The sequence below is a fragment of the Comamonas sp. NLF-1-9 genome (assembly GCF_019195435.1).
In the GTDB taxonomy this organism is placed as follows: Bacteria; Pseudomonadota; Gammaproteobacteria; order Burkholderiales; family Burkholderiaceae_C; genus Comamonas_C.
In genome coordinates, this window is sequence record NZ_CP078069.1 from 1662056 (window position 1) to 1687833 (window position 25778).

The window sequence follows — 25778 nt, forward strand, 5'->3', positions numbered from 1 at the left end:
TGTAGGAAGCACCGCCGGCCGCTCGCCGCTGGCACGCGCCCGCGCCCTGGCCGCCCAGGCAAAAGCCGCAGGCATGGCGCGCGCGCTCAGTAGGAGGCCCAGCCGCGGCGTATCAGCGGGCCGAACAGCCGGCGGTAGGCGGCATTGGCCGGCGCCAGCGCCAGCGCGCCCAGGCCCGGCAACAGCAGCCGCAGCACGAGCGCGCTGGCCAGGGCCAGCAGCAGCGCCCCCAGCATGTCCAGCGGGAAATGCACCCCGAGGTAGATGCGCGCCCAGGCCACGGGCAGGCCCAGCAGCAGCAGCGCCAGGCCGGCGCGGCGCGTGGGCGCATGCAGGCACAGGCTCAGGGCCACGCTCCAGATGCCGGTGAGGTGGTTGCTGGGGAAGGAGGCCGTGGGCGCATGCGCCATCAGCGCGCTGCCCAGGCCGAGCATGAAGGGGCGCGGCTGCGGCCAGAGCAGGCCGATGGCGGCCGACGCCGCAAACCCCAGCGCGCTGGCCGCCAGCGCCTCCAGCAGCACGCGGCGCACGCCCTCGCGCCCACGCAGCCAGGCCACTACCAGGTACAGCGGCACCGCCAGCACCAGCCAGGCCGCGCACAGCCGGGCAAATACCAGCATGGCGGCGCCGGGCGCGTGCGGGGCGTTGATCAGCAGAAACAGGCCGTGGTTGAATTCCTGAAGCATGGAGCGGGGGCAAGTGAGGGCGGGCGCGATTTTCCACGCAAAGCCGCTGGTTGCCGCGGGCGCGGTTTCATACAATGGCCGGATTCTGTCGTACGGCCCCAAAGTCCACGCTTCAATGTTGCGCACTCTTGCACTCCTGTCCTCCGCCCTGCTGCTGAGCGTCGCTCTGTCGGGCTGCTCCAGCACGCCCGAGGACCCCACGGCCAACTGGAGCGTGCAAAAGATCCGCTCCGAAGCCAAAGACGAGATGAGCAGCGGCTCCTGGGACAAGGCGGTGCCGCTGCTTGAAAAGCTGGAGGGGCGCGCGGCCGGCACGCCGCTGGCGCAGCAAGCCCAGCTGGACAAGGCCTATGCCCAATACCGCGACGGCGAACGCGCGCAGGCGATCGCCACGCTCGATCGCTTCATGAAGCTGCATCCGGCCAGCCCCGCCTACGACTATGCGCTGTACATGAAGGGCGTGGTCAATTTCAACGACGACCTGGGCTGGTTCTCCTGGCTTTCGCGCCAGGATCTGTCCGAGCGCGACCAGAAGGCGGCCAAGGATTCGTTCGAGGCGTTTCGCGAGCTGGTCACGCGCTTTCCCGAATCGCGCTACGCGGGCGACGCGCGCCAGCGCATGGTCTACATCGTCAATTCTCTGGCCCAGTACGAAGTGCACGTGGCGCGCTACTACTACGAGCGCGGCGCCTACGTGGCGGCAGCGAGCCGCGCGCAGTCGGCCATCAAGGATTACCCGAGCGCGCCGGCCAATGAAGAGGCGCTGTACATCCTGATGCGCTCCTACGAGGCGCTGGGCCTGACGCAACTGAGCGCCGACGCCCGACGCGTGCTCGACGCCTCTTATCCCAACAGCGAACTGCCCCGCACGGGGTTCAAGAGCAAGTCCGACCCATGGTGGAAGTTCTGGTAGTGCCCCTGCATGGACAAACCGTTTCGCATCATGGCAGCCACCGGCACCCACAGGGGTGACCGGGACTACCAGCAAGATCGGGTAGAGCTGCTGAGCCACCCGCGGGTCATCGGCTGCGTGCTCGCGATCGTGGCCGACGGCATGGGGGGCCGAAGCGGCGGGCGCAAGGCGTCCGACCAGGTCTTGATGACCGCAAGCCAGTTGTTCGAGCGCTACGACCCGCGCACCGACAACACCCCGGTCTTTCTGCAGAACCTGGTGCAGGAGGCGCATCTGGTGATACGCCTCACGGCGATTTCCGCCGAGCAGGAGCCGCACAGCACCATCGCCGCCTTCATCATCAACCCCGAAGGCGACTGCCACTGGATACACGCGGGCGACTCGCGCATCTACCACTTCCGACGCAAGAAGCTGCTGCACCGCACGCGCGACCATTCCTACGTGCAGGCGCTGGTTGACCGCGGCGAACTCACCGAAGAGCAGGCGCGCGACCATCCACACTCCAACATCCTGCTGGGGTGCCTGGGCATGGACGCCGACCCGCCCGCGACTTGCTACAGCATTCCCCAACTGGCCGTGGGCGAGACCCTGCTGGCCTGCAGCGACGGGGTCTGGCACTACTTCACGAGCAAGGAGCTGGCCGCCGCCACCGCCTCGCTCACGCCGCGCGAGGCGAGCGAATACCTGATCCAGGAAGCGCGCGAGCGCGCCGAGGGCGGGGGCGACAATCTGTCGCTGGTGGTAGTGCGCATCGAGGCCCTGGTCGAAGAGCGCAAGGCCGCGCGCTTTTCCGGCTTCGAAGCCAAGGCTTGAAGCCCGGACCTCTTCAAGTCAACCGGGTGTCGACCACGCGGCGTTCGAGCTGCAAATACTCGCGCGTCTGCATCTCGTTCAGGCGCGAGACGGTGCGCGGAAACTCGTGGATCAGCGGCCCTTCGGTATAGAGCTGCTCGGGCGGCACGGCGGCCGAGATGATGAGCTTGACGCGCCGGTCGTAGAGCACGTCCACCAGCCAGGTAAAGCGCCGCGCGGCCGAAGCCATGTTCACCGGCATGAAGGGCACGTTGGACAGCAGCACGGTGTGAAACTGGCTGGCGATCTCCAGGTAGTCGTTTTGCGAGCGCGGGCCCATGCACAGCTCGCGAAAATCAAACCAGACCACGCCGCCGGCGCGGCGCAGCGCGTGGATTTCGCGTGCCTCGATCCGCAGCACCGGGTCTTCGTCGCGCGCCTCCGCCAGGCGCTCGAACATGGACTTCATCGCCGCCTCGGCCTGGGGCCCGAGCGGCGTGTGGTAGAGCGTGGCGTCTTCCAGCGTCTGGCTGCGGTAGTCCACGCCGTTGTCCACGTTGACGATTTCCAGGCGCTCCTTGAGCAGCGCGATCGCCGGCAGGATGCGGTCGCGGTGCAGCCCGTCGGGGTACAGGCCGTCGGGCTCGAAGTTGGAGGTGGTGACAAAGCCCACGCCGTTGGCAAACAGGGCGTCGAGCAGCCGATACAAAATCATCGCGTCGGTGATGTCGGCGATGTGAAACTCGTCAAAGCAGATCAGCTTGTAGCGCCTGGCGACGTTGGCGCCCAGCACGTCGAGCGGGTTTTGCGTGCCCTGCAGCTCGGTGAGCTGGCGCTGCACCTCACGCATGAACTCGTGAAAGTGCAGGCGCACCTTGCGCCGGATCGGCACGGCCTCGAAGAAGCAGTCCATCAGAAAGCTCTTGCCCCGGCCCACGCCGCCGTACATATACACGCCGCGCGGAATCGCCGGGTGGTTCAGGAACTTCTTGAGCGCGTTGGAGCGCCGCTGCTTGTACGCGCCCCATTCGCTGGCGCAGCGCTCCAGCGCGTCAACGGCGCGCAGTTGCGCCGGGTCGCTCTGGTAGCCCTTGGCCGCCAGCGCCTGTTCGTAAATTCTCCGAACCGACACGCCCACTCCAGTTCTACAAAAACAATAGCTGCCAGCGCTTGTCCAGCAAGCGCTAGAGGCCTATTTTGCTTGAAACTCAGAAATTGAGCGTGCGCTTGTCCACGGCTAGGGCCGCTTCCTTCATGGATTCGCCCAGCGTCGGGTGCGCGTGGCAGATGCGCGCGATGTCTTCGCTGCTGGCCTTGAATTCCATGGCCACGGCCGCCTCGGCGATCAGCTCGGAGGCCATGGGCCCGACGATGTGCACGCCAAGGATCTCGTCGGTCGCGGCGTCCGCCAGCATCTTCACGAAGCCCGTGGTGTCGCCCAGCGCGCGCGCACGGCCGTTGGCCATGAAGGGGAAGCTCCCGGCCTTGTACTTCACGCCATCGGCCTTCAATTGCTGCTCGGTCTTGCCGACCCAGGCGATCTCCGGGCTGGTGTAGATCACCCAGGGAATGGTGTTGAAGTTCACGTGCCCGTGCTGGCCCGCCATCCGCTCAGCCACGGCCACGCCCTCTTCCTCGGCCTTGTGCGCGAGCATCGGGCCGCGCACCACGTCGCCTACGGCCCAGACGCCCGGCAGATTGGTGCGGCAAAGTTCATCCACTTCCACTTGACCGCGATCGCTCAGTTTCAGGCCCACCGCCTCGGCATTCAGCCCCGTGGTGTTGGGCACGCGGCCGATCGAGACGATGACCTTGTCCACTTCAAGCTTCTGCGCCTCGCCCTTGGCGTCGGTGTAGGCAATGGCAACGCCCTTCTTGCCGCTCTTGACCTCGCCGATCTTCACGCCCAGCGCTATCTTCAGGCCCTGCTTGTCAAACGCCTTCTTGGCCTCCTTGGCGACCTGTTCATCGACCGCCCCGAGGAAGGTCGGCAGCGCTTCAAGCACGGTCACCTCGGCGCCCACGCGGCGCCAGACGCTGCCCATCTCAAGACCAATCACGCCCGAGCCGATCAGCGCCAGGCGTTTGGGGACCGCGGGGATGCGCAGCGCCCCGTCGTTGGAGAGGATGTTCTCCTCGTCAAACGGCGCGCCCGGCAGCTCGCGCGGGCTGGAGCCGGTAGCGACGATGACCTGCTTGGCCACGAGGGTCTCGGGCTTGTCCCCGGCGACCGCGATCTCGTAGCCGCCGTCGACGGCTTTCACGAACGAGCCGCGGCCATGAAAGAAGGTGACCTTGTTCTTCTTGAACAGGTAGAGGATGCCGTCGTTGCTCTGCTTGACGATGTTGTCCTTGCGGCCGACCATCTTTGCCACGTCCATCTTCACGTCCTTGGCCGTGATGCCGTGGTCCGCGAAGTGCTTGTTGGCATGTTCGAAATATTCCGACGACTGCAAGAGCGCCTTGGACGGAATGCAGCCCACATTGGTGCAGGTGCCGCCGGGTGCGGGGCCGCCCTTGTCGTTCTTCCATTCGTCGATGCAGGCGACCTGCATGCCCAGTTGCGCCGCACGGATCGCGGCGATGTAGCCCCCGGGGCCGGCGCCGATCACGACGACGTCAAATGACTTGCTCATGTCTTTTCCTCAATGGATGGTGAAAACCCACCGCGAGGGTGGGTTGCATGTTCCGGCTGCGCCGCTCAGATGTCGAACAGCAGGCGCGAGGGGTCTTCCAGCGCGTCTTTCATCGCCACGAGGCTCAGCACCGCCTCGCGCCCGTCGATGATGCGGTGGTCGTAGCTCAGCGCCAGATAGTTCATCGGGCGCACCACGATCTGGCCGTTTTCCACCACCGCGCGCTCCTTGGTCGCGTGCACGCCCAGGATGGCCGACTGCGGCGGGTTGATGATGGGCGTGGAGAGCATGGAGCCGAACACGCCGCCGTTGGAGATCGAGAAGGTACCGCCGGTGAGCTCGTCGAGCGTGAGCTTGCCGTCGGCCGCCTTCTTGCCGAATTCGGCGATCTTCTTCTCGATGTCGGCAAAGCTCATCTGGTCGGCGTTGCGCAAAATCGGCACCACCAGGCCACGCGGAGAGCCGACGGCAATGCCGATGTCGAAATAACCGTGGTAGACGATGTCGGTGCCGTCCACGCTGGCGTTCACCGCCGGGAATTTCTTCAGCGCATGCACTGCCGCCTTCACGAAGAAGGACATGAAGCCGAGCTTGACGCCGTGCTCCTTGGTGAACTGGTCCTGGAACTTCTTGCGCAACTCCATCACGGGCGCCATGTTGACCTCGTTGAAGGTGGTCAGGATGGCGTTGGTCGCCTGCGACTGCAGCAGGCGCTCGGCCACGCGCGCGCGCAGACGGCTCATGGGCACGCGCTGCTCGGGGCGCTCGCCCAGGTCGGGCACAACGGGCGCGGCCACCTGCGGCAGCGCCTTGCTGGGCACGCCGGTCGGGATGGCTGCGGCCTTGGCGCCGCCGGCCACGGCGGCCAGCGCATCGCCCTTGGTCACGCGCCCGTCGCGCCCGCTGCCGCTCACGTTGGCGGCAGAGAGCTTGTTTTCCGCCAGGATCTTGGCCGCGGCCGGCATGGCAACGCCCGCCTTGCTGCCGCCCGCCGGGGCCGGCGCCGGCGCTGCGCCCGAAGGCGCTGGCGCAGCGGCAGCAGGTGCCGGTGCAGAGGCGGGAGCGGGCGTTTGGGCCGGAGCGCCCGCGACCGCATCGGTGTCGATCTTGGCGATCACCTGGCTGGCCGTCACCGTGGCCCCGTCGCCCTGCAGGATCTCACTGAGCACGCCGGCCGAAGGCGCGGGCACCTCGAGCACCACCTTGTCGGTCTCGATCTCGATCAGGATCTCGTCTTGCGCAACCGCCTCGCCGGCCTGCTTCTTCCATTGCAGCAGCGTGGCCTCTTCAACCGATTCCGACAGCTCGGGGACTTTGACTTCAACGATAGACATTTTTGTTTCCGTTCAGCAATTAGCGTTATGCAACTGGCCTGCCATGCGGGGCGCAGCGCGCCCGGGCACGGCGCCCGGGGCGGGGCTCATTTGGTCAGCACGAAGCCCTTGAGCTTGGCAAAGGCGGCCTCCACCAGGTTCTTCTGCTGCTCCGCGTGCAGATGGGCGTAGCCCACCGCCGGCGAGGCCGAGGCCGCGCGCCCGGCGTAGCCGAGCTTCTGGCCCGCGAGCATGTTCTCGTGGATGTTGTGCTGGATGAAGAACCATGCGCCCTGGTTCTGCGGCTCGTCCTGGCACCAGACCAGGTCGGTCGCCTTGGCAAAGCGCTTGAGCTCGGCGGCAAAGGCCTTGTGCGGAAAGGGGTAGAGCTGCTCGATGCGGACGATGGCCACGTCCTGGGCGCCCTTTTCTTCGCGCTTTTTCACCAGGTCGTAATAGACCTTGCCCGAGCAGGCGATGACGCGCTTGACCTTGGCCGCGTTCTTGACCACGGCCTCGTCCTGCTCCACCAGCACGGTCTGAAAGCCGCCGCCGGTGAATTCGGAGATCGGCGAGCTGGCGTCCTTGGCGCGCAGCAGGCTCTTGGGCGTCATGATGATCAGGGGCTTCCTGATCGGGCGGATCATCTGGCGGCGCAGCACGTGAAAGATCTGGCTGGCCGTGGTCGGCTGCACCACCTGCATGTTGGTGTCGGCGGCCAGCTGCATGAAGCGCTCCAGCCGCGCCGAGGAGTGCTCCGGCCCCTGGCCCTCGTAGCCGTGCGGCAGCATCAGCGCCATGCCGTTGACGCGCCCCCACTTCACTTCGCCGGAGGCGATGAACTGGTCGATCACCACCTGCGCGCCGTTGGCAAAGTCGCCGAACTGCGCCTCCCAGATCACCAGGGTGTTGGGGTCGTTGGAGGCATAGCCGTATTCAAAGGCCAGCACCGCCTCTTCCGAGAGGATGGAGTCGATGACGGTGAACGGCGCCTGGTTCTCGGCCACGTTCGACAGCGGGATGTAGCTGCCCTCGTCCCATTTTTCGCGCTTCTGGTCGTGGATGACCGCATGGCGGTGGCTGAAGGTGCCGCGCCCGCTGTCCTCGCCCGACAGGCGTATCGGGTAGCCCGAAGCCACGAGTGAGGCGAACGCCATGTGCTCGCCCATGCCCCAGTCCACCGGATGCTCGCCCCGGCCCATGGCGGCGCGGTCGGCATAGACCTTCTTGACCAGGGTGTGCGGCGTGACGCTGTCGGGGATGGTGGTGATGCGCTCGGCCAGGCGCTTCCATTCGGTCAGCGGAATGGCGGTGTCGGCCGCGTCCGTCCAGGCCTTGCCGAGGTAGGGGCTCCAGTCCACCGCGTACTTGCTCTTGAAGTCGGTCAGCACCGGGTCCACGGTGTGCTTGCCGTCGTCCATGGCCGCGCGGTAGGCCTTGACCATGTCCTCGCCCAGCGTCTCGCCCAGGCCTTGCACCGCCAGCTTGTCGGCGTAGAGCTTGCGCGTGCCCGGGTGCTGGGCGATCTTCTTGTACATCAGCGGCTGGGTGAGCATGGGCGTGTCCTGCTCGTTGTGGCCCAGCTTGCGGTAGCAAACGATGTCCACCGCCACGTCCTTGGAAAACTCCATGCGGTATTCCAGCGCCAGCTCGATCGCCAGGCACACCGCCTCGGGGTCGTCGCCGTTGACGTGCAGCACCGGCGAATCGATCATTTTCATGATGTCGGTGCTGTAGGTGGTGGAGCGGCTGTCGCGCGGGTCGCTGGTGGTGAAGCCGATCTGGTTGTTGATCACAATATGCACCGTGCCGCCGGTAGTAAAGCCCCGGGTTTCCGACAGCGCCAGCGTTTCCTGGTTCACGCCCTGGCCGGCAATCGCCGCGTCGCCGTGCACCAGCACTGGCAGCACCTGCTTGCCTTTGGGGTCGCCGCGGCGGTCCATGCGCGAGCGCACCGAACCCTCGACCACGGGGTTGACGATCTCCAGGTGCGAGGGGTTGAAGGCCAGGCTCAGGTGCACCGGCCCGCCCACGGTGGACACGTCCGAAGAAAAGCCCTGGTGGTACTTCACGTCGCCGGCGGGCAGGTCTTCGGGTGCGGTGTGCTCGAATTCGGCAAACAAGTCCCTGGGCATCTTGCCCAGGGTATTGACCAGCACGTTCAGGCGGCCGCGGTGGGCCATGCCGATGACGATCTCCTGCACGCCCTTCTGGCCGGCAGACTGGATCAAGTGGTCTATCGCCGCGATGAAGCTCTCGCCGCCCTCGAGCGAAAAGCGCTTCTGGCCGACGTACTTGGTGTGCAGAAAGCGCTCCAGCCCTTCGGCCGCGGTGAGGCGCTCGAGGATGCGCTTCTTCTTGGCCGCGTCGTACACCGGCTTGCTGCGCGTGCTCTCGAGCTTTTGCTGCCACCAGCGCTTGTGGTGCTGGTCGCTGGCGTACATGAATTCGGCGCCCAGCGTGCCGCAATAGGTTTCACGCAAGGCATTGAGCAGTTCGCGCAGCGACATGCTCTCCTTGCCGAAGAAGGTGTTGCCGACGTTGAACACCGTCTCCTGGTCGGCATCGGTGAAGCCGTAGAAGGACGGTTCGAGTTCGGGAATCGCCGGGCGCTCCTGGCGCTTGAGCGGATCGAGATCGGCCCAGGCCACACCCACGTTGCGGTAGGCCGCAATCAGCTGCTGGACTGCGGTGCGCTTGCGCCCCAGGTCAGAGTCGGCGCCAAAGGCCACGACCACCTGGGTGCCGCCCTGCTTGGCACGCTCGGCAAACGCGTCGATGACCGGCTGGTGCGGCACGTCGCGCGCGTCGCTGCCGTCCACCGCGGGCACGTGCTGCAGCGCGTCAAAGTACTCGCGCCAGGAGTCGGGAATGCTGCCAGGGTTGGTGAGATAGCTTTCGTAGAGCTCTTCGACATAGGGCGCATTGCCGCCGAAAAGATACGTGTTGGCCTGGAAGGCCTGGTAGATCGATGCTGGTTCACTCATTTCGCGCTGACTTTTGTTTCCCTGAAGGAAACACGAGCTGGTTGAAAACCTTCCGCGACACGGCTGTACCGGATGGCGGATGCGACTGTGGCTGGGGAAGGGCCTGATGTGCGAAGGGTATTGTGCCACCGATCACGTGGCGGCACCGCCGCGCGGGGCCGCAACATCATTCGTCACATTCCTGACATCTGCCCGCCAACCGCAAGCTCTGGCGCGGCGTTGCAACAAGAAACTCGGCGCCGTGGTCGCGTTGACAAGGCCCGCGAAGGCGCAGGAATCCGCTTCATGCGGCCACGGTCGCAGAGCTGGAAACGGTGCAGGACATCATGAAAACATTCACCTCTGCCATTGTGCTGGCCGCGAGCCTTGGCACGCTGTCAGGCTGCGTGGTCGCGCCGACAAGGACCACCGGCTCGGTTACCCAAACGCAGGACGGAATCACGACCACGACGGTCACCACCGTGAGCCCGCCGCCGCTGCCGCTCCATGAGCAGCCGGTGGCGCCCGGCCCGGGTTACCTCTGGACGCCTGGCTACTGGGCCTGGGGCGACGAGGCCTATTACTGGGTGCCCGGCGTCTGGGTGAGGCCGCCGCGCGTGGGCGTGCTCTGGACCCCCGGCTGGTGGGGCTGGTCCAGCGGCATCTACCACTGGCACGCGGGCTACTGGGGCGAGAGCATAGGTTTTTACGGCGGCATCAACTACGGCTACGGCTACTTCGGCAGCGGCTATGTCGGCGGCCAGTGGCGTGGCGACCAGTTCTATTACAACCGCACGGTCAACAACATCCACGACAGCCGCATCACCAACGTGTATGTGGACAAGCACGTGGTGAACAACACCACCATCAACCGCGTGAGCTACAACGGCGGCAGCGAGGGCACGCGCGCCCAGCCCAGCGCGGCGGAGAAAGTCGCGTTGCAACAGCCGCGTCTGCCGCCCACGTGGGAGCAAGAGCGCCAGCACCGTCTGGCGACCCACGAGAGCGGCCAGCGCTACCAGCCCAGCGGGGCCGGACCGGCGGTGTTTGGTACATCGCGCGTTGGCGAAGCTTGGGGCGGGGCTACGGCCGCGACGTACCCGCAAGCTCATCCCGCTGCGGCGCCGGAGCGCGAAGCGATGCCAGCGCACGAGGCTACCGTGTCCGCGCCGCGCGAACATCTTCAGGCGCACGGTGAGCTTGAGCGCAAGGAAATGCAGCGCGAGCCGGCACCGCGCGAAAACGTGCCGCACCGGGAAGTTCAACGCGAGGCGCCGCAAGCACGCGAGAGCGCGCACCTTGAGCGCACCGGGCCCGCACGCGCGCCAGTCCATGGCAGGCAGCGCCACGAGCGCGAGCGCGAACGTGACTGATTCCGGCCAGCGACGCGCGCCAAAACGTGTACGCTTGCGCCGCCTTCATTCTTGTGCGCACGCAGGGCGCTCCCCACGCGTTTGGCCTTGCGCCGCAGTGCCGACATCATGCACCAGCCCACCACCAAGAACCGCGCCCTCTTGATCCTGCTGGCCGCCGTCACGCTCGCGTTCGGCGCCATCCTGCTGCCGCTGCACGGCGCCATCTTCTGGGGTCTGGTGCTGGCCATTCTGTTCGCGCCGCTGCACCGGCGCTTGCTCGCGCGCTTGCCACGCCGGCCCACGCTGGCGGCGCTGCTCACGCTCGGCGCCTGCCTGCTGATCGTCATTCTTCCGATGCTCGCCGTGGCAACGTCGGTCGTGCAGGAGGCCGGCGGCGTCTATCAGCGCGTGCGCTCGGGCCAGGTCAACTTTGGCGACTATGCCCAGCAGATCTGGTCGGCCATGCCGGCCTGGATGCTGCGCATCCTCGAGAGCCTGCACCTGGGCACGCTCGGCGAGCTGCAGACCAAGCTGGCAAGCTTTGGCGCACAGGCGACGCAGTTCCTGGCCAACCAGGCGGTCAGCGCCGGCTCCAACACGCTGGAGTTCATCGTCAACTTCGGCGTCATGCTCTATCTGCTGTTCTTTCTGCTGCGCGACGGCCCGCAGCTCGCGGCCCGCATCCGCAACGCCATTCCGCTGGACGAGGCGCACAAGCGCGAGCTCAGCGCCAAGTTCATCACGGTGATTCGCGCCACGGTCAAGGGCAACGTCGCGGTGGCGGCCACCCAGGGGGCGCTGGGTGGCTTGATCTTCTGGATTCTGAACATCGAAGGGCCGGTGCTCTGGGGCGTGATCATGGCCTTCCTCTCGCTGCTGCCGGCCGTGGGCGCGAGCCTCATCTGGGGGCCGGTGGCGCTGTACTTTCTGGCCACCGGCTCCACCTGGCAAGGCATCACGCTGGTGCTGTACGGCATAGGCGTGATCGGCGTGGTGGACAACGTGCTGCGTCCGGTGCTGGTGGGCAAGGACACCAAGATGCCCGACTACGTGGTGCTGATCTCTACGCTCGGCGGCATGGCGCTGTTCGGCCTGACAGGCTTCGTCATCGGGCCGGTGATAGCGGCCCTGTTCATCGCCACCTGGGACCTGTATTCACCGCCGGCGCGCATCGGCTGAGCGGCCAGCCGCCGGCAACCGGGAATGTCCCGCTTGCGCATCGCGCAGGCGCTGCCACACTTGACAGGTCTTTGCCCTGCCCAGCGTGAACCTGCCATGTCCCAGATGCCCGACACCGTTTATGCCTGCCTCGACGGCCTGAACACCACCTCTGCGGTGGTGGAAGGCGCCTGCTGGGCCGCGCAGCGCCTGGCTGCGCCGCTCACGCTGCTGCACACGCTGGAACACCCCGAGCCGATGGCGGCCGTGGGCGACTACAGCGGCGTGCTGGGCATGGGCGCGCAGGACCTGCTGCTGCAGCGCCTGTCCGACCTGGACGAGGAGCGCGCCAAGGTGGCGCAGGAAGCGGCGCAGCGCATGCTGGACGAAGCGCGCTCCAGCGTCTGCCGCGACACCGTGCCCGAGGTGCAGACCCTGCTGCGCCAAGGCGACCTGACCGAGGTGCTGCTCACGCAGGAGCCCACGGCGCGCCTCTTCGTGCTGGGCAGCAACCGGCGCCCGCCCACGGTGCGCAAGCTGCGCTTGGACCACCGCGTGGAAACGGCGGTGCGCAATCTGCGCCAGCCGGTGATGGTGATGGACGCGGTGCCGTTTGCCGCGCCCGAGCACTTCGTCGTGGCCTACGACGGCAGCGCCACGGCCGACCGCGCCGTGGAGCGTGTGGCCGGCAGCCCGCTGTTGCGCGGCATGCCGGCCGAGCTCGTGATGGTCGGCGAATGCCCCGCGCGCGCGCAAGAGCGCCTGCGTGCAGCGCAGACCCAGCTTGTCGATGCGGGTTTCACGGTCACCACGCGCACCCTGCCCGGCCTGCCCGAGGAAGTGATTCCGCCGCTGATGGAGGGGCTTGGCCCCTCGCTGCTGGTGCTGGGCGCCTACGGCCATTCACGCATCCGCCAGCTCATCGTGGGCAGCACGACGACGGCGCTGCTGCGCCTGTGCAGCGTGCCGGTGCTGGTGTTGCGGTAGGGCCCGGCCTTCAGGGCAGCGCGGCGGCGGCAACCAACCGCTGGGTATAGGGTTCGCGCGGGTGCTTGAGCACCTGATCCCAGGGGCCGGACTCCACCACTTCGCCGTCTTTCATCACGATGACCTCGTGCGCCATCGCGCGCACCACGGCGACGTCGTGGGTGATGAGCAGATAGGCCAAGCCTTTTTCCTTTTGCAGGCGCGCCAGCAGCGCCAGTACCTGCTGCTGGATGGTCACGTCGAGCGCGCTCGTGGGCTCGTCGAGCACCAGCAGTTGCGGCCCCACGATGAGCGCGCGCGCCACCGCCAGGCGCTGGCGCTGGCCGCCGGAAAACTCGTGCGGGTAGCGATCCAGCAGGCCGGGGAACTGCGCCTCGATCAAACCGACCTCGGCCAGCATGGCCAGCACGCGTGCGCGCCGCTCGGCCTCAGGCAGCCGCGGCGCATGCACTTTCAGCCCTTCGCCGACGATCTCCAGCACCGTCATGCGCGGCGAGAGCGAAGAAAACGGGTCCTGGAACACCACTTGCACGCGCTGGCGCAGCGCCTGGTTGTGCGCGCTGTTGTGTTGCGCAGGCTGGCGCCAATGCTGGTCGGCCAGAGTCAGTTCCCCCGTGCTTGGCAGCAGCCCCAGCAGCGCCTGCGCGAGCGTCGATTTGCCCGATCCCGATTCGCCCACCACACCCAGCGTGCGCCCGGCGGGGATGCGCAAATCCGCCCCCTTGACCGCGACGAACTCGCCCTTGGAAAACCAGCCGCGCAGGCCGGGCAGCGCCACCGGGTAGCCCACGCGCAGCCCTCGTGCGCGCGCGGCGAGAGGCACATCTTCAGCAAAATCGCCCTCGACCACGTCGCGGCGCGGCGTGCTGGCGATCAGGCGCCGGGTGTAGGCGTGCTCGGGCGCGTCGAAAATCCGCGCGGTCGGCCCCTGCTCGACCAGATGGCCTTGCTCCATCACCGCGACGCGGTCGGCAAAACGGCGCACCATGAGCAGGTCGTGCGTGATGAGCAGCACTGCCATGCCACTCTGGCGCTGCAGGTCGGCGAGCAGGTCGAGGATTTGGCCGCGCAGCGTCACGTCCAGCGCCGTGGTCGGCTCGTCGGCCAGCAAGAGCTTGGGCCGTGACGCCAGCGCCATCGCGATCATCGCGCGCTGGCGCTGGCCGCCCGAGAGCTGGTGCGGAAAGCTCGCGGCGCGCCGCTCGGGCTCGGGGATGCCGGTCGCTGCAAGCAATTCGATAGCTGCTTGCGCAGACTGGGCGCGACTTAGCGCCTGTTTCAGCATCAAAACCTCGGCCACCTGCGCACCCACGGGCATCAAGGGGTTGAGCGCGGTCATCGGCTCCTGGAAGATCATCGCGACCTCGCTGCCACGCACGCCACGCAGTTCTTGCTCTGATAGTTGGAGCAGATCGCGCCCGCCCAGCATGGCCTTACCGCTGATTTTTGCATCCATGGCCAGGCGCAGCAGCGCCAGCGCGCTGACCGTCTTGCCCGAGCCCGATTCGCCTACCAGCGCAAATTTTTCACCCGGATGAATGTCGAAGTCGATGCCATGCACCACCTCCTTGGCAGCAAAGGCCACGCGCAGATCGCGCACGCTCAGCAGGGGCGTTGCGGCATTCATGCGTCGGCCTTGCGCGGGTCGAGCGCGTCGCGCAGCGCATCGCCCATGAAGGTGAGCAGCAGGAGCGTGACGACGAGCACGGCAAAGGTGAAGATGGAAATCCACCACGCATCGATGTTGTTCTTGCCTTGGCTCAGCAGCTCACCCAGGCTGGGCGTTCCCGGGGGCACGCCCAGACCGAGGAAATCGAGCGAGGTCAACGCCAGAATCGCCGCGCTCATGCGAAACGGCAGGAAGGTGACCACCGGCACCATGGAATTGGGCAGGATGTGGCGCCACATGATCTGGCCGTTTTTCACGCCCAGCGCGCGCGCCGCCTTCACGTAGTCGAGCTGGCGGTTGCGCAGGAATTCGGCGCGCACGTAGTCCGAAAGGCCCATCCAGCCGAACAGGCTCAGCAGGATCAAGAGCAGCGCAATGCTGGGCGCAAAAATCGCGCTGAAGATGATCAGCAGATACAGCTCAGGCATCGAGCCCCAGATTTCGATGAAGCGCTGGAAGGTGAGGTCAATCTTGCCGCCGAAGAACCCCTGGATCGCCCCGGCCAGAATGCCCAGCACCACGCCGACCACCGTCAGCGCCAGACCGAAGAGCACGCTCACGCGAAAGCCGTAGATGAGCTGCGCCAGCAGGTCGCGCCCGCGGTCGTCCGTGCCCAGCCAGTTCTGGCGCGAGGGGCCGGAGGGAAAGGGCGCATCGGCAAAATAGTTCAGCGTGCCCGCGCCGTAGGGGTTCAGGGTGTAGAGCGCCCAGTTGCCGTCGGCCGACAATTTTTGGCGCACGTAAGGGTCCAGGTAATCCGTGGGCGTGGCAAAGTCGCCGCCAAACGTGGTCTCTGGGTAGTCGTGCAGCATGGGCAGGTAGAACTGCCCGTCGTAGCGCACCAGCAGGGGGCGGTCGTTGCTGACCAGCTCGGCGCCCAGGCTCAGCAGGGTCAGCGCGCAAAACAGGATCAGGCTCCAGTAGCCCAGCCGATTGCGCTTGAAGCGTTGCCAGGCGCGGCGGGCGGGGGAGAGGCTGGCGGCAGCTTCAGCCATCGCTGTTCTCGGCCAGCAGGTTCTGAAACGGTGCGTGGTTCTTGAAACGGTAGGCGCCGAAGTCGCGCTCGTCTGTCGTGAGAATGCGCCCATGCCCAAGATGCTCGGCCAGCAGCACCAGCGAGCCATCGGCCAGGTCCATGGGGAGGCTGGCGTAGCGCTGCATCAGGTACGCCAGCCGCTCGGTTTGCGCTGCGTCCCACTGCCAGACGGCAATGCCGCCTGCGGCCACATCGCGCAGCAGCGCGTGCGCAGCATCCACGCCTATCCAGCGCTGGATCAAATGCGTGGCCTCGGTCAACACCGGCCAGGTGGTGATCCAGCCCTCTTGCTGCGTCGCCAGACCTTGCACGGCGCGCGCGTGCCAGGCGTCATCGGCGTCCGCCAGGGCGTAGAAAAAACCGGCGTCGGCAAGGATCACGCGCCGCCCTTGTTCGATTCAGCATCGGCGGCGTAGGGCGGCGCAGACTCATGCACCGCCGGCGCGCGGCCCTGGTGTTTGGCGCTCCAGCCTTCTGCCAGACGCGCCTTGTAGCTGCCCGCCACGTCGCTGCGGCCGCTGCGGCCTTTGCCGATGAAGGCCGCGAAATGCGTGAGCCCGCCACGCTGCGCGCGCAACTGCTCGTAGTAGTGCTGCACGCTGGTGCGCAGCACCTCGCTCACCCCCAGGCCTGTGGCCTCGGCCAGGTAGTTGAGCTGCTGTTCGGCGTCGCCGTCAAAACGTGCGTTGACGCGCATGATGGGACTCCTTCATGTGTTTGTCATGCATTGTATGACAACCCCGTTGGAAGATGGCGACATGTCGCAGCGCTCATCGGAAATGGCCTTCATGCCGAAAACGGATTGAGCAGCGCAATGCCGCAGCCGTCGAAATCACGCACATTGCGCGTGACGAGGGTGAGCGCATGCACCTGGGCAGTGGCGGCGATCAGCATGTCGGCCTGGCTGCGCACCTGGCCACGCAAGCTCAGGTCAGCACGCATTTCTCCCGCCCGCCGTGCGATGGTTTCGGTGACATCGAGCACCAGGTTGTTGGCCACCAAGGCATCGAACAACGCCAGCGATGCCGCAGCGGGCCTGCGACGCATGCCGAAAAGGATTTCATCGATCGTCACCACGCTGATCGCCAGCCGCACACCGGACTGCGTCAGCCACTGCCGCACTCCCGCGTTCGGCCGGGGTCGCATCAGTTCACTGAGAATGTTGGTATCGGCCAGAAACATGGTGCGTCACGCGATTTCATCATCCCAATAGTGCGGATCGTCCACCATGGGATTGGGTCGCGTGGTTCGCGGCGGCAACTCCAGACCATTCTCGAACCCGTCGGCGATCAAGGCGGCACGAATTTCATCAAACAATTCCACCAGTGTCGGCTGCTTCTTTTCCTGCTGCCAGCGCTTGAACTCCTCGTATTCAGCGGCTGAAATCATCACCGCCACGGGTTTGTTGCGGTTGTAGATGGCCTGCGGCTCCTCGGCCGTCAGGCGCACGACTTCGGAGAACTGCTGTTTGGCGTTGGCGATGGTCCAGGTCATGATTTTCTCCATCATGGACAAGTTGGACTTCAATTGTGTCCATCTTCCAAAACGGCGTCAATCAAACTTCACCCGCGGATCGACCCAGACATAGCACAGGTCGGAAATCAGCTTGGTGAACAGCCCGATCAGCGTGAACAGGTACAGCGTGCCCAGCACCACGGGGTAATCGCGCCGGATCACGCTCTCGTAACTGAGCAGGCCCAGACCGTCGAGCGAGAACAGCGTCTCGATCAATAGAGAGCCGGTGAAGAACGCTCCAATGAAGGCCGAGGGAAAGCCGGTGACGATGGGAATGAGCGCATTGCGAAACACGTGTTTGTAGAGCACCTGGCGCTCGGAGAGGCCCTTGGCGCGCGCCGTCAGCACGTACTGCTTGCGGATTTCTTCCAGGAAGGCGTTCTTGGTCAGCATCGCTGTGACCGCAAAGCTGCCCGCCACCATCGCGATCACCGGCAGCGTGATGTGCCAGAGGTAGTCGACGATGCGCGCGCCCCAGCCCAGCTCTTGCCAGTTGCTCGAGGTGAGCCCGCGCAGCGGAAACCACTGCAACTGCCCGCCAAAGACGACGAGCAGCGCCAGCCCCAGCACGAAGCCCGGAATCGCGTAGCCGATGAGGATCAGGATGGTCGTCGCCAGGTCAAAGCGCGATCCCGCGCGCACTGCCTTGGCCACGCCCAGCGGCACGGCGACGAGGTAGCTGATGAAAAACGTCCACAGCCCCAGGCTGATCGAGACCGGCATCTTCTCCTTGATGAGCTGCCACACGTCCTTGTTCTGGAAAAAGCTGCGCCCCAGGTCAAAGCGCGCAAACTGGCCCAGCATCTTGAAAAAGCGCACATGCGCCGGTTCGTCAAAGCCGTAGAGCTTCTTGATCTGCGCCAGGCGCTGCGCATCCACTCCCTGCGCGCCGCGATACGCCATGCCCGCGCCCTCGCCCGCGCCGCCATGCCCGGCCATGCCCGCCTTGGCCTCGGCCAGGTACTGCTCCACCGGCCCGCCGGGCACGAACTGGATCACCACGAAGGTGAGCAGCAGCACCCCGAGCAGCGTGGGCAGCATCAAGAGGATGCGCTTGAGGACGTAGGCGGTCATGGCAGGCAATTATGTCGCCCGCCCACCCCGGCGCGCGGCGCTTGCGGCAGGCGCCGCAATGACCATCCTTGACAATTCACGGGCAGCAAAACGCCGCGCACGGCGCTAGGATGCTGGCCGCCATGTTCGACCCCGCCCCCTGCGCGACGCGGCGGCGCGCCATGCTGGCCCTGGGCGGCGCCTGCATCCTGCCCCTCGCTCACGCCAGCACCCCCGTATTCGTGATGCAAAACGAGCCCCACCTGCGCCACGCGCGGGCGCTGGTGTTCGCCGCCCTGGCCGCGGCCGGGCTGCAGGCCAAGTTCAGCGACGCCCCGCTGGGCAACGAACAGCGCAACGTGCACCAGATCAGCAGCGGCCTCACGCATCTGGACATGATGCCCGCCACCCCCAAAAGGCTGGAGCTGGTGCGCGAGGGCAAGCTGCGCATGATCCCCATACCGCTGGATCGCGGCCTGCTGGGCTGGCGCATTAACCTGCTGCTGCAGTCGCGCCGCGACATGCTCGCCCAGGTGCGCGCCGCAGGCGATCTGGCGCAGTTCACCATCGGCCAGAACGTCGGCTGGATGGATACGGCGATCTACCGCGCCGCCGGCATTCCGGTCAAGGAGATCAAGAGCTGGAGCAACGGTGAATTCGCCGAGCAGATGGAGGCGGGCTTCCTCGACCTGTTCCCGCTCGGGCTGGAAGAAACGCTGAGCTACTTCCTGGCGCATTTCCGGCGGCATTACCCCCAGCTCACGACCGATCCGCACATCCTCGTGCGCTACCCCTGGTTTCGCTTTGTCTGGCTGGCCCCGGGGGCATCCACGGCCGCGCTGCACGACGCCCTGCAACAAGGGTTTGACCGCATCGTCGCCAACGGCAGCTTCGTGCGCGTCTGGGAGAAACACCGCAAGATCCCCCCGCCATCGGTGCTGCGCGGACGCGCCCTGATCGACATTCCCAACCCCTTCTACGACAACACGCTGGTGCCGGCGCGCTACCGCCACTTGCTGGCCCAGCCCACCCGCTCATGACGCCCAGCGCGCCCAGGCAGCCGCGCCGCCGCAGCCTGCATGCCCAGTTCGTGCGCAGCCTGCTGTGGCCGCTGGTGCTGGCTTTTGCGCTGGCGGCCGGCACCAGCCTGTGGCTGAGCTACCGCAGCAGCACGGCGCAGGCGGCAGAGCAGCGGATTCTCACCCTGCAAGCCTTCAGCCACTCCCTGACCCAGCCCCAATGGGACTGCGACAAGACCACGGCGCAAGGCATCATCGACACGCTCGCGCGCATGCCGCAAGTCGATGGCGTGCGCCTGTACGACGCCTGCAGCGACACCATGCTGCACGCCGGCCAAGCCATGGCGGGCCCGCCGCCCGCGGGGCCTGACCACCTGGAAAGCCCCGTGATCTATCACGACCCGCAAGGGCGCGACTACACCGTGGGGCAGTTGCAGATCAGCTACCACCCCTTGTCTGCGCTCGATGCCGTCATGCAGAGCCTGGTGCCGCAGCTCGGGATCTTTTTGACCATGCTGGCCGTGGTGCTGGTGGGCGCCGCCCGGGTGTTCGAGCATGCCGTCGGCCAGCCGCTCGCGCGTTTTCGCGCCGCCATCCTGGCGTCGCGGCCGGTGCACACGCCGCACACACCCACCCCGCGCTGGCACGATGAACTTGGCGACGTGACGCAGGCCTACGACAAGCTGGTGCACGAGCTCAAGCTCTTGGCGCGCCACGACCCGCTCACCGGGCTGGCCAACCGCCGGGCGCTGGAGGAACACCTGGAGCACGCGCTGCACCAGGGCGCGCCGGGCCTGCACGTGCTGCTGCTGGACCTCGACGGGTTCAAGCCCGTCAACGACCGCTACGGCCACGCCGTCGGCGACGCGGTGCTGCAGGGCGTGGCGCAGCGCCTGCGCGCGGCGCTGCGCCAGTCTGACCTGGTGGCGCGGCTCGGCGGCGACGAGTTCGTCATCGTCGCGCCCGACCGGGGCGCGCCCGACGCACTGCAGCGTCTGCTGGACAAGGTGAATGAGGCAGTGCGTGCCCCGCTGGTGTGCGACGAGCACGTGCTGCGCGTACACGCGAGCATGGGCACGGCGCAGTTTCCGCGCGATGGGGACACGGCCGCCGCGCTGCTGGCGCACGCCGACGCGGCGATGTATGCGGCCAAGCAAGCCGACACCCCATCGGGGCAAGGCTCGGCTTGATGCCCGGCTGCGGCGCGGACCGGTCGCACCGGTGCAGATTTGAATGAAAAACGGCTCCAGCCCTTGTGTGGTGCGCGCGAGCAGCTATGGTTTTTTATACCACCAGGTGTCCACCACCCACATCTCCCCGGGCGAATACGGCGGCGCCACCTCGGGCTTGGCCAGACGCCAGGCATCGTAGACCATGCGGTGCGAGCCGGCGAACCACTGGGGAATCAGATAGTGCTCGGCGGCAATGATGCGGTCCAGCGCGTGGCACGCGGGCAGCATCTGCTCCAGGCTTTTGGCCGAGACCATGGCCTGGATCATCGCGTCCACCGCCGGGTTCTTCACGCCGGCGAAGTTGCCCGAATCCTCCTGATCGGCCGCCGCGCTGCCAAAGAGATCGGCAAACTCCTGCCCCGGGTTGTTCGTGCCCTGAAAGGCGATGGTGGTGATGTCGAAGTCGAACTTCTGCAGGCGCTGCTGGTACAGCGCAAAGTCCACCGAGCGGTAGTTCAACGTGATGCCCAGCTTGGCCAGGTTGCGCTGCCAGGAAAACATGGTGCGCATGCCGCCTTCACTGCTGTCCATGTATTCCAGCACGAAGGGCTGGCCCTGGGCGTTTTGCAGCACGCCGTCCTTCACCTCCCAGCCCGCCTCGCTCAACAGCTCTTGCGCCTGGCGCAGATGCTCGCGCAGCGCCATCGCGTCGGGCGTGGCGGGCGGCTCCACCATGGGGCCGAAGGCGGCCGCAGGCAACTGGTCGCGCCAGGGCGCCAGCAGCTTGAGCTCGGCGGCCGTCGGCGCGCCATGCGTCTCGCAGCGCGTGTTGCCGAACAAGCCCTGCACGCGCTGGTAGGCGCCGTAGAACAGGTGGCGGTTCATCCATTCGTAGTCGAAGGCCAGGCCGAGCGCCTCACGCACGCGCCGGTCTGCCAGCAGCGGGCGGCGGGTGTTGAGCACATAACTCTGAAAGCCTGCGGGCAGCTTGTTGGCAAACTCGGCCTTCACCAGCTCGCCGGTATCAAAGCGCTTGCCGTTCACGCGCCGCGCCCAGTCGCCGGCGCTGAAAAAGCGCATCAGGTCGAACTCGCCCGCCTTGAGCGCCTCCAGGCGCGCGGTGTTGTCCTTGTAGATCTTGACCTCGATACGCCCGAAATTGGCTGTGCCCTTTCTCACCGGCAGGTCGCGCGCCCAATAGTCGGGGTCGAGCACGTAGGTGATGTCCTTGCCGAAGTTCACCGGGCCGATCTTGTAGGGGCCGCTGCCGATCGGCGTGTCCATCACCACCTGGTCAAACGGTTTGCCCGCGCCCCAGTCGCGGCTGAAAACGGGCAGGCCGCCGACGGTCAGCGGCAGCTCGCGGTTGGGCGCCTTGAAGCGAAAGCGCACGGTGCGCGCGTCGATCACGTCGCAGCCGGCCACCTCGAACAGCATGGTCTTGTAGCCCGGCGAGACGTAGGGGCCGATCAGCGTGTCGTAGCTGTGCTTCACGTCCTCGGCGGTGACCGGCTTGCCGTCGTGAAAACGCGCCTCGGGCCGCAGGCGGAAGGTGGCCGAGAGCCCGTCCGGCGCCACGCTCACGTCTTCGGCCAGCAGGCCGTAGCCAGTCGCGGTCTCGTCGAGCGAGCCGGTCAGCAGCGTGTCGAACATCAGCGCCGAGAGATAGGCCGGCGCGCTGCCGCGGATGGTGAAGGGGTTGTACTTGTCGAAGGTGGAGGCGCGCGAATTGCTCACCAGGCGCAGCAGCCCGCCCTTGGGCGCGTCGGGGTTGACGTAGGGAAAGTGGGTGAAATCGGCCGGCTCTTTCACATCGCCCCACATCGCGTAGGCGTAGTCGGCGCGCGCGGGCAGCGCCAGCAGGCACAGCGCCAGGGACAGAGCGGCGGGCAAAACACGCATGCGACAATTCTGCATTACCCCGCACCGCACACAGGAGAAGAACAATGGGTTTCCTCGCTGGCAAGAAGCTGCTGATCACCGGCGTGCTGTCCAACCGCTCCATCGCCTACGGCATCGCGCGCGCCTGCCACAGCCAAGGCGCGGAGCTCGCCTTCAGCTACGTGGGCGAGCGTTTCAAGGAGCGCATCACCGAGTTTGCGGCCGATTTCGATTCCAAACTCGTGTTCGACTGCGACGTGGGCGACGACGCGCAGATCGAAAAACTGTTCGCCGACCTGCACGCCGCCTGGGGGCGCTTTGACGGCTTCGTGCACTCCATCGGCTTTGCCCCGCGCGAGGCCATTGCCGGCAATTTCTTCGACGGCCTGACGCGCGAGAACTACCGCATCGCGCACGACATCAGCGCCTACAGCTTTGCCGCGATGGCCAAGGCGGCGCTGCCGCATCTGAACGACCAGTCGGCGCTGCTCACGCTGACCTACCTGGGCGCGCTGCGCAGCATTCCCAACTACAACACCATGGGCTTGGCCAAGGCGAGCCTGGAAGCCAGCGTGCGCTATCTGGCAGAGGCCATGGGCCGCACGCCCGATGGCCGCAGCATTCGCGTCAACGGCATTTCCGCCGGGCCCATCAAGACGCTGGCGGCCAGCGGCATCAAGGACTTTGGCAAGCTGCTCTCGCGCGTGGCCGACGCCGCGCCGCTGCGGCGCAACGTGACCATCGAGGACGTGGGCAATGTCGCCGCCTTCCTGCTGAGCAACCTGGCAGGCGGCATGACCGCCGAGATCACTTACGTGGACGCGGGTTTCAGCCAGACGGCGGGTCTGTCGGCCGACCAGGTCTGACGCCCCGCACGCGGCGCGCCGCTCAGGCGCCGGCCGCGCCCGGGCTGCTGCCCAGCGCGCTGCGGATGGCGTTGGCCAGCTCGGTCGCCTCGAACTTGGCCACGTAGCCATTGGCGCCCACCTTGCGCACCAGTTCTTCGTTGGTCGTGCCCGAGAGCGAGGAGTGGATCAGCACCGGCAGCCCCGCAAAGCGGGCGTCGAGCTTGATGTTGCGCGTGAGCGTGAAGCCATCCATCTCGGGCATTTCCAGATCGGTCAGCACCAGGCCGACCTTGTCGTGGATGGACTTGTTCTCGGCCTCGGCCACTTCGGCCAGGGCGTTGAGCCGCTCCCAGGCTTCGCGCCCGGACTTGACCAGCTCGTAGGTCGCGCCCAGGGCCTTGAGCTCCTGCTCCAGCAGCGCGCGGGCGACGAAGGAATCGTCGGCCGCCAGAACGATGGCCTCGCCCTGCATGCGCAGCTTGGCCCCCAGTTGCTTGCCTTCCACGGTGTGGCGCTCGGCTTCGGGCGTGACCATTTGCACGATGGCCTCCACGTCCAGCACTTGGGCCAGGCGCTGCTGGCCGCTGCCATCGTCGTCCAGCCGGGCAAAACTCGTCACCAGCGACTTGACGTTGCCGCTGGCCTCGGCGGGGATCACCTGCTTCCAGTCCAGGCGCGCGATGTCTTCCACCGACTCGACCGCGAAAGCCTGCGTGGTGCGCCCGTACTCCGTCACCAGCAGGATGTTCAGCCCGGTCTCGGGCGTGCAGCCGACGATGTGCGGCAGGTCGAACACCGGGATCACCTGGCCGCGCAGATTGACCACTCCGAGCGAGCATTTGTCCGCCCCCACCACCGGCGTGATCGCGGGCATGGCCATGATCTCGCGGATCTTGAAGACGTTGATGCCGAACAGTTCGGACTGGCCAAGGGCCTTGTCCTTGCCCAGGCGAAACATCAGCATCTCGAACTTGTTCGAACCGGCGAGGTTGGTGCGCTCATCCACCTCGGACTGGGACTTTGCCATGGTGACTCCTGTGGTGCCAGGCAGTGGCACGCGATGCGGTCATTCTATTGGTTCAGCCCTTTATTTTGATACAAGTGGCGCCGCACCCGCCTCAAGCTCGGGCGGCGTTCAGCCAGCGCGCCGCGCCCAGGCCGGCCGCACGCCCCGTCGCCAGGCAGGCGGTCAGCAGGTAGCCGCCCGTGGGCGCCTCCCAGTCCAGCATCTCGCCCGCGCAGAACACGCCGGGCAGGCTCTGCAGCATCAGCCGCTCGTCCAGGGCCTCAAAGCGCACGCCGCCCGCGCTGCTGATGGCCTCGGCCAGCGGCCGCGGCGCGGCCAGATCGATCGGCAGCTGCTTGATCGCCGCGGCCAGGCGCGGCGCGTCGTGCATGCCGTCGCGGCCCAGTTGCTCGTGCAGCAACGCCAGCTTCACGCCCTGCAAGCCCAGCCGCCCGTGCAAATGGCTCGCCAGGCTGCGCGCGCCCCGCGGATGCTGCACGGCGGCCAGCACCTGGGCGGCCGTGCGGTCGGGCAGGAGGTCGAGAAAAAATCGGGCGCTGCCCTGGGCAGCAATCGCATCGCGCAGCAGCGAGGACGCGGCGTAAATCAGGCTGCCTTCCACGCCGGTTGCGGTGACGACGAATTCCCCGCGGCGCTCGAAGTCGGCAAACCGCAGCGACACGTTCTTGAGCGGCTGGCCGGCAAAGCGCTCGGCAAAGTAGCTCGACCAGCCGGTCTGCCCCGCACTGGCGCGCACGTCGAAGCCGCAGTTGGCACTGAGCAGCGGCGCCAGCGGCACGCCACGCTCGGCCAGCAGCGCCACCCAGGCCGCGTCCGAGCCCATGCGCGGCCAGCTGCCGCCGCCCAGCGCCAGCACCACGGCGGCTGCGGCCACCCGCGCCTCGCCCTGCGCCGTGGCAAAGCGCAGCGCCCCATCCGCTGCCCAGCCCAGCCAGCGCTGGCGCAAATGCCATTGCACGCCCTGCCCGTTCAGGCGCCGCAGCCAGGCGCGCAGCAGGGGCGCCGCCTTCATGTCCCGGGGAAACACCCGCCCCGAGCTGCCGACGAAGGTCTGCGCGCCCAGCCCGTCGGCCCAGGCGCGTAGCTCGCGCGCGCCAAAGGCCGCCAAGTGCGGCGCCAGCGCCTGCGCGCGAGCGCCAAAGCGCGCGAGGAAGGGCGCATCGGCCTCGGAATGCGTGAGGTTCAAGCCGCCTCGGCCTGCGAGCAGGAATTTGCGACCGACCGAGGGCATGGCGTCGAACACATGCACGGTGAGGCCCGACGCGCTCGCCACCTCGGCGGCCATCAGGCCTGCCGGGCCGCCGCCCACCACTGCCAGATCACAAACCAGATCCGGGTCAGTAAAGCGGCCTGCGCGCGCGTCGTCCGCCATCGCGTCCTCACCCTGCATCACCTCAGACACCCGGCAAGCGCACGTCGCGCGGCTTGTGCGGATTGCACCAGGTTCCGCGCGTCCACGCGCAAGCCCAGCATGCGCCAGGCCAGGGCGCGCTCGCGCTGCGCGCCAAACCAGGCCTCGTGGTCTGAGGCGCAGGCCGCGCTTGCGGCGGCGGGTGCAGGCACTGGCATGGGCATGCCTCGATTGTCCTCTGCGCCGCACCCACCGCTGGCGACCCGTTGCCGCAGTCCTTCGAGCGTCTGCACCACGGCGTGCGGCGCGTCCCGGTGCAGGCAGTGTCCGGACGGCGCCAGCACCTGCACCTGCGTGCCCCACTCGCGCGCCAGCGATTGCTGCTTGCGCGCCCAGCGCCC

24 protein-coding genes are annotated in these 25778 nt (G+C 66.9%); 8 read left to right on the top strand and 16 right to left on the bottom strand.

Annotation, left to right across the window (positions count from 1 at the left end; genetic code table 11):
- Window positions 1–86: 86 nt before the first annotated feature.
- Window positions 87–686 carry a phosphatase PAP2 family protein gene (locus KUD94_RS08025; RefSeq protein WP_218236470.1) on the bottom strand — a complete coding sequence of 200 codons (600 nt, stop codon included), beginning with the start codon at window positions 684–686 and terminating at the stop codon, window positions 87–89.
- A gap of 115 nt (window positions 687–801) precedes the next feature.
- Here KUD94_RS08025 and KUD94_RS08030 point away from each other — a divergent pair, with 115 nt between their 5' ends.
- Together KUD94_RS08030 and KUD94_RS08035 are read left to right on the top strand one after the other, a co-directional pair.
- Complete coding sequence (locus tag KUD94_RS08030; protein ID WP_218236471.1) at window positions 802–1599, top strand: outer membrane protein assembly factor BamD; 798 nt, start codon at window positions 802–804, stop codon at window positions 1597–1599.
- A 9-nt stretch (window positions 1600–1608) separates the two neighbouring features.
- Complete coding sequence (locus tag KUD94_RS08035; RefSeq protein WP_218236473.1) at window positions 1609–2412, top strand: PP2C family serine/threonine-protein phosphatase; 804 nt, start codon at window positions 1609–1611, stop codon at window positions 2410–2412.
- Window positions 2413–2425: 13 nt separating this feature from the next.
- On the opposite strand, the gene zapE is transcribed toward KUD94_RS08035, so the two are convergent.
- The 4 genes from zapE to KUD94_RS08055 all read right to left on the bottom strand — a co-directional run bounded on the left by zapE (window position 2426) and on the right by KUD94_RS08055 (window position 9327).
- Window positions 2426–3523 (bottom strand): cell division protein ZapE, encoded by a 1098-nt coding sequence (gene zapE, locus KUD94_RS08040; RefSeq protein WP_218236474.1) that lies wholly within the window; start codon window positions 3521–3523, stop codon window positions 2426–2428.
- A gap of 76 nt (window positions 3524–3599) precedes the next feature.
- Window positions 3600–5027 carry a dihydrolipoyl dehydrogenase gene (gene lpdA / locus KUD94_RS08045; protein ID WP_218236476.1) on the bottom strand — a complete coding sequence of 476 codons (1428 nt, stop codon included), beginning with the start codon at window positions 5025–5027 and terminating at the stop codon, window positions 3600–3602.
- A gap of 65 nt (window positions 5028–5092) precedes the next feature.
- Window positions 5093–6361: a 2-oxoglutarate dehydrogenase complex dihydrolipoyllysine-residue succinyltransferase gene (gene odhB, locus KUD94_RS08050; RefSeq protein ID WP_218236478.1), complete on the bottom strand. Its 1269-nt coding sequence runs from the start codon at window positions 6359–6361 to the stop codon at window positions 5093–5095.
- An 86-nt stretch (window positions 6362–6447) separates the two neighbouring features.
- Window positions 6448–9327: a 2-oxoglutarate dehydrogenase E1 component gene (locus KUD94_RS08055; RefSeq protein WP_218236480.1), complete on the bottom strand. Its 2880-nt coding sequence runs from the start codon at window positions 9325–9327 to the stop codon at window positions 6448–6450.
- 326 nt (window positions 9328–9653) lie between these two features.
- Here KUD94_RS08055 and KUD94_RS08060 point away from each other — a divergent pair, with 326 nt between their 5' ends.
- The 3 genes from KUD94_RS08060 (at window position 9654) to KUD94_RS08070 (ending at window position 12806) form a co-directional block, all read left to right on the top strand.
- The gene (locus tag KUD94_RS08060; RefSeq protein WP_218236482.1) at window positions 9654–10679 is read left to right on the top strand and encodes a YXWGXW repeat-containing protein; all 1026 of its coding nucleotides are present in this window, start codon (window positions 9654–9656) and stop codon (window positions 10677–10679) included.
- Between the two features lie 108 nt (window positions 10680–10787).
- On the top strand, window positions 10788–11840 hold the full coding sequence (locus KUD94_RS08065) for an AI-2E family transporter (protein ID WP_218236484.1): 1053 nt from the start codon (window positions 10788–10790) through the stop codon (window positions 11838–11840).
- Between the two features lie 96 nt (window positions 11841–11936).
- Window positions 11937–12806: a universal stress protein gene (locus tag KUD94_RS08070; RefSeq protein ID WP_255568662.1), complete on the top strand. Its 870-nt coding sequence runs from the start codon at window positions 11937–11939 to the stop codon at window positions 12804–12806.
- A gap of 10 nt (window positions 12807–12816) precedes the next feature.
- On the opposite strand, the gene KUD94_RS08075 is transcribed toward KUD94_RS08070, so the two are convergent.
- The 7 genes from KUD94_RS08075 to KUD94_RS08105 all read right to left on the bottom strand — a co-directional run bounded on the left by KUD94_RS08075 (window position 12817) and on the right by KUD94_RS08105 (window position 18100).
- The gene (locus tag KUD94_RS08075) at window positions 12817–14433 is read right to left on the bottom strand and encodes an ABC transporter ATP-binding protein (RefSeq protein WP_218236486.1); all 1617 of its coding nucleotides are present in this window, start codon (window positions 14431–14433) and stop codon (window positions 12817–12819) included.
- Window positions 14430–15470, bottom strand: a complete 1041-nt coding sequence (locus KUD94_RS08080) for an ABC transporter permease (RefSeq protein ID WP_218236488.1) — start codon at window positions 15468–15470, stop codon at window positions 14430–14432. Before KUD94_RS08080 ends, KUD94_RS08075 begins: the two co-directional genes overlap by 4 nt.
- Window positions 15463–15891: a type II toxin-antitoxin system VapC family toxin gene (locus KUD94_RS08085; RefSeq protein ID WP_218236490.1), complete on the bottom strand. Its 429-nt coding sequence runs from the start codon at window positions 15889–15891 to the stop codon at window positions 15463–15465. Before KUD94_RS08085 ends, KUD94_RS08080 begins: the two co-directional genes overlap by 8 nt.
- Window positions 15888–16208, bottom strand: coding sequence for a hypothetical protein (locus KUD94_RS08090; RefSeq protein ID WP_218236492.1), 321 nt, complete (start codon window positions 16206–16208; stop codon window positions 15888–15890). Before KUD94_RS08090 ends, KUD94_RS08085 begins: the two co-directional genes overlap by 4 nt.
- Window positions 16209–16297: 89 nt before the next feature.
- Window positions 16298–16693 (bottom strand): type II toxin-antitoxin system VapC family toxin, encoded by a 396-nt coding sequence (locus KUD94_RS08095; protein ID WP_218236494.1) that lies wholly within the window; start codon window positions 16691–16693, stop codon window positions 16298–16300.
- A gap of 6 nt (window positions 16694–16699) precedes the next feature.
- The gene (locus tag KUD94_RS08100) at window positions 16700–17005 is read right to left on the bottom strand and encodes a type II toxin-antitoxin system prevent-host-death family antitoxin (RefSeq protein WP_218236496.1); all 306 of its coding nucleotides are present in this window, start codon (window positions 17003–17005) and stop codon (window positions 16700–16702) included.
- 57 nt (window positions 17006–17062) lie between these two features.
- Window positions 17063–18100, bottom strand: coding sequence for a microcin C ABC transporter permease YejB (locus KUD94_RS08105; protein ID WP_218236498.1), 1038 nt, complete (start codon window positions 18098–18100; stop codon window positions 17063–17065).
- Window positions 18101–18222: 122 nt separating this feature from the next.
- On the opposite strand from KUD94_RS08105, the gene KUD94_RS08110 reads away from it, so the two are divergent.
- Window positions 18223–19119 (top strand): amino acid ABC transporter substrate-binding protein, encoded by an 897-nt coding sequence (locus KUD94_RS08110; RefSeq protein ID WP_218236500.1) that lies wholly within the window; start codon window positions 18223–18225, stop codon window positions 19117–19119.
- Window positions 19116–20288 (top strand): GGDEF domain-containing protein, encoded by a 1173-nt coding sequence (locus KUD94_RS08115; protein WP_218236502.1) that lies wholly within the window; start codon window positions 19116–19118, stop codon window positions 20286–20288. Before KUD94_RS08110 ends, KUD94_RS08115 begins: the two co-directional genes overlap by 4 nt.
- 84 nt (window positions 20289–20372) lie before the next feature.
- Here the strand turns inward: KUD94_RS08115 and KUD94_RS08120 are convergent, their stop codons facing one another.
- Window positions 20373–22172 carry an extracellular solute-binding protein gene (locus KUD94_RS08120; RefSeq protein WP_255568664.1) on the bottom strand — a complete coding sequence of 600 codons (1800 nt, stop codon included), beginning with the start codon at window positions 22170–22172 and terminating at the stop codon, window positions 20373–20375.
- Window positions 22173–22216: 44 nt separating this feature from the next.
- Between KUD94_RS08120 and fabI the strand changes: the two genes are divergently transcribed.
- A complete protein-coding gene (gene fabI, locus KUD94_RS08125) occupies window positions 22217–23017 on the top strand; it encodes an enoyl-ACP reductase FabI (protein ID WP_218236505.1) in 801 nt (266 codons plus the stop codon).
- A 22-nt stretch (window positions 23018–23039) separates the two neighbouring features.
- Here fabI and KUD94_RS08130 read toward each other — a convergent pair whose 3' ends face one another.
- From KUD94_RS08130 to KUD94_RS08140, 3 genes are all read right to left on the bottom strand, one after another.
- Window positions 23040–24026 carry a chemotaxis protein gene (locus tag KUD94_RS08130; protein WP_218236507.1) on the bottom strand — a complete coding sequence of 329 codons (987 nt, stop codon included), beginning with the start codon at window positions 24024–24026 and terminating at the stop codon, window positions 23040–23042.
- A 91-nt stretch (window positions 24027–24117) separates the two neighbouring features.
- The gene (locus tag KUD94_RS08135) at window positions 24118–25398 is read right to left on the bottom strand and encodes a TIGR03862 family flavoprotein (protein WP_218236509.1); all 1281 of its coding nucleotides are present in this window, start codon (window positions 25396–25398) and stop codon (window positions 24118–24120) included.
- A gap of 17 nt (window positions 25399–25415) precedes the next feature.
- Window positions 25416–25601 (bottom strand): hypothetical protein, encoded by a 186-nt coding sequence (locus KUD94_RS08140; protein WP_218236511.1) that lies wholly within the window; start codon window positions 25599–25601, stop codon window positions 25416–25418.
- Window positions 25602–25778: the final 177 nt, after the last annotated feature.

Excerpts from the sequence above, each read along its gene's own strand:
- KUD94_RS08035 (WP_218236473.1), top strand. The coding sequence starts at position 1,609 with ATGGACAAACCGTTTCGCATCATGGCAGCCACCGGCACCCACAGGGGT.
- KUD94_RS08075 (WP_218236486.1), bottom strand. The coding sequence starts at position 14,433 with ATGAATGCCGCAACGCCCCTGCTGAGCGTGCGCGATCTGCGCGTGGCC.
- KUD94_RS08030 (WP_218236471.1), top strand. The coding sequence starts at position 802 with ATGTTGCGCACTCTTGCACTCCTGTCCTCCGCCCTGCTGCTGAGCGTC.
- KUD94_RS08130 (WP_218236507.1), bottom strand. The coding sequence starts at position 24,026 with ATGGCAAAGTCCCAGTCCGAGGTGGATGAGCGCACCAACCTCGCCGGT.
- KUD94_RS08055 (WP_218236480.1), bottom strand. The coding sequence starts at position 9,327 with ATGAGTGAACCAGCATCGATCTACCAGGCCTTCCAGGCCAACACGTAT.
- KUD94_RS08105 (WP_218236498.1), bottom strand. The coding sequence starts at position 18,100 with ATGACCGCCTACGTCCTCAAGCGCATCCTCTTGATGCTGCCCACGCTG.
- KUD94_RS08135 (WP_218236509.1), bottom strand. The coding sequence starts at position 25,398 with ATGGCGGACGACGCGCGCGCAGGCCGCTTTACTGACCCGGATCTGGTT.
- fabI (WP_218236505.1), top strand. The coding sequence starts at position 22,217 with ATGGGTTTCCTCGCTGGCAAGAAGCTGCTGATCACCGGCGTGCTGTCC.
- KUD94_RS08090 (WP_218236492.1), bottom strand. The coding sequence starts at position 16,208 with ATGCGCGTCAACGCACGTTTTGACGGCGACGCCGAACAGCAGCTCAAC.
- KUD94_RS08115 (WP_218236502.1), top strand. The coding sequence starts at position 19,116 with ATGACGCCCAGCGCGCCCAGGCAGCCGCGCCGCCGCAGCCTGCATGCC.
- KUD94_RS08060 (WP_218236482.1), top strand. The coding sequence starts at position 9,654 with ATGAAAACATTCACCTCTGCCATTGTGCTGGCCGCGAGCCTTGGCACG.
- KUD94_RS08025 (WP_218236470.1), bottom strand. The coding sequence starts at position 686 with ATGCTTCAGGAATTCAACCACGGCCTGTTTCTGCTGATCAACGCCCCG.
- KUD94_RS08095 (WP_218236494.1), bottom strand. The coding sequence starts at position 16,693 with ATGTTTCTGGCCGATACCAACATTCTCAGTGAACTGATGCGACCCCGG.
- KUD94_RS08100 (WP_218236496.1), bottom strand. The coding sequence starts at position 17,005 with ATGACCTGGACCATCGCCAACGCCAAACAGCAGTTCTCCGAAGTCGTG.
- odhB (WP_218236478.1), bottom strand. The coding sequence starts at position 6,361 with ATGTCTATCGTTGAAGTCAAAGTCCCCGAGCTGTCGGAATCGGTTGAA.
- KUD94_RS08120 (WP_255568664.1), bottom strand. The coding sequence starts at position 22,172 with ATGCGTGTTTTGCCCGCCGCTCTGTCCCTGGCGCTGTGCCTGCTGGCG.
- KUD94_RS08080 (WP_218236488.1), bottom strand. The coding sequence starts at position 15,470 with ATGGCTGAAGCTGCCGCCAGCCTCTCCCCCGCCCGCCGCGCCTGGCAA.
- KUD94_RS08140 (WP_218236511.1), bottom strand. The coding sequence starts at position 25,601 with ATGCCCATGCCAGTGCCTGCACCCGCCGCCGCAAGCGCGGCCTGCGCC.
- KUD94_RS08065 (WP_218236484.1), top strand. The coding sequence starts at position 10,788 with ATGCACCAGCCCACCACCAAGAACCGCGCCCTCTTGATCCTGCTGGCC.
- KUD94_RS08110 (WP_218236500.1), top strand. The coding sequence starts at position 18,223 with ATGTTCGACCCCGCCCCCTGCGCGACGCGGCGGCGCGCCATGCTGGCC.
- KUD94_RS08070 (WP_255568662.1), top strand. The coding sequence starts at position 11,937 with ATGTCCCAGATGCCCGACACCGTTTATGCCTGCCTCGACGGCCTGAAC.
- lpdA (WP_218236476.1), bottom strand. The coding sequence starts at position 5,027 with ATGAGCAAGTCATTTGACGTCGTCGTGATCGGCGCCGGCCCCGGGGGC.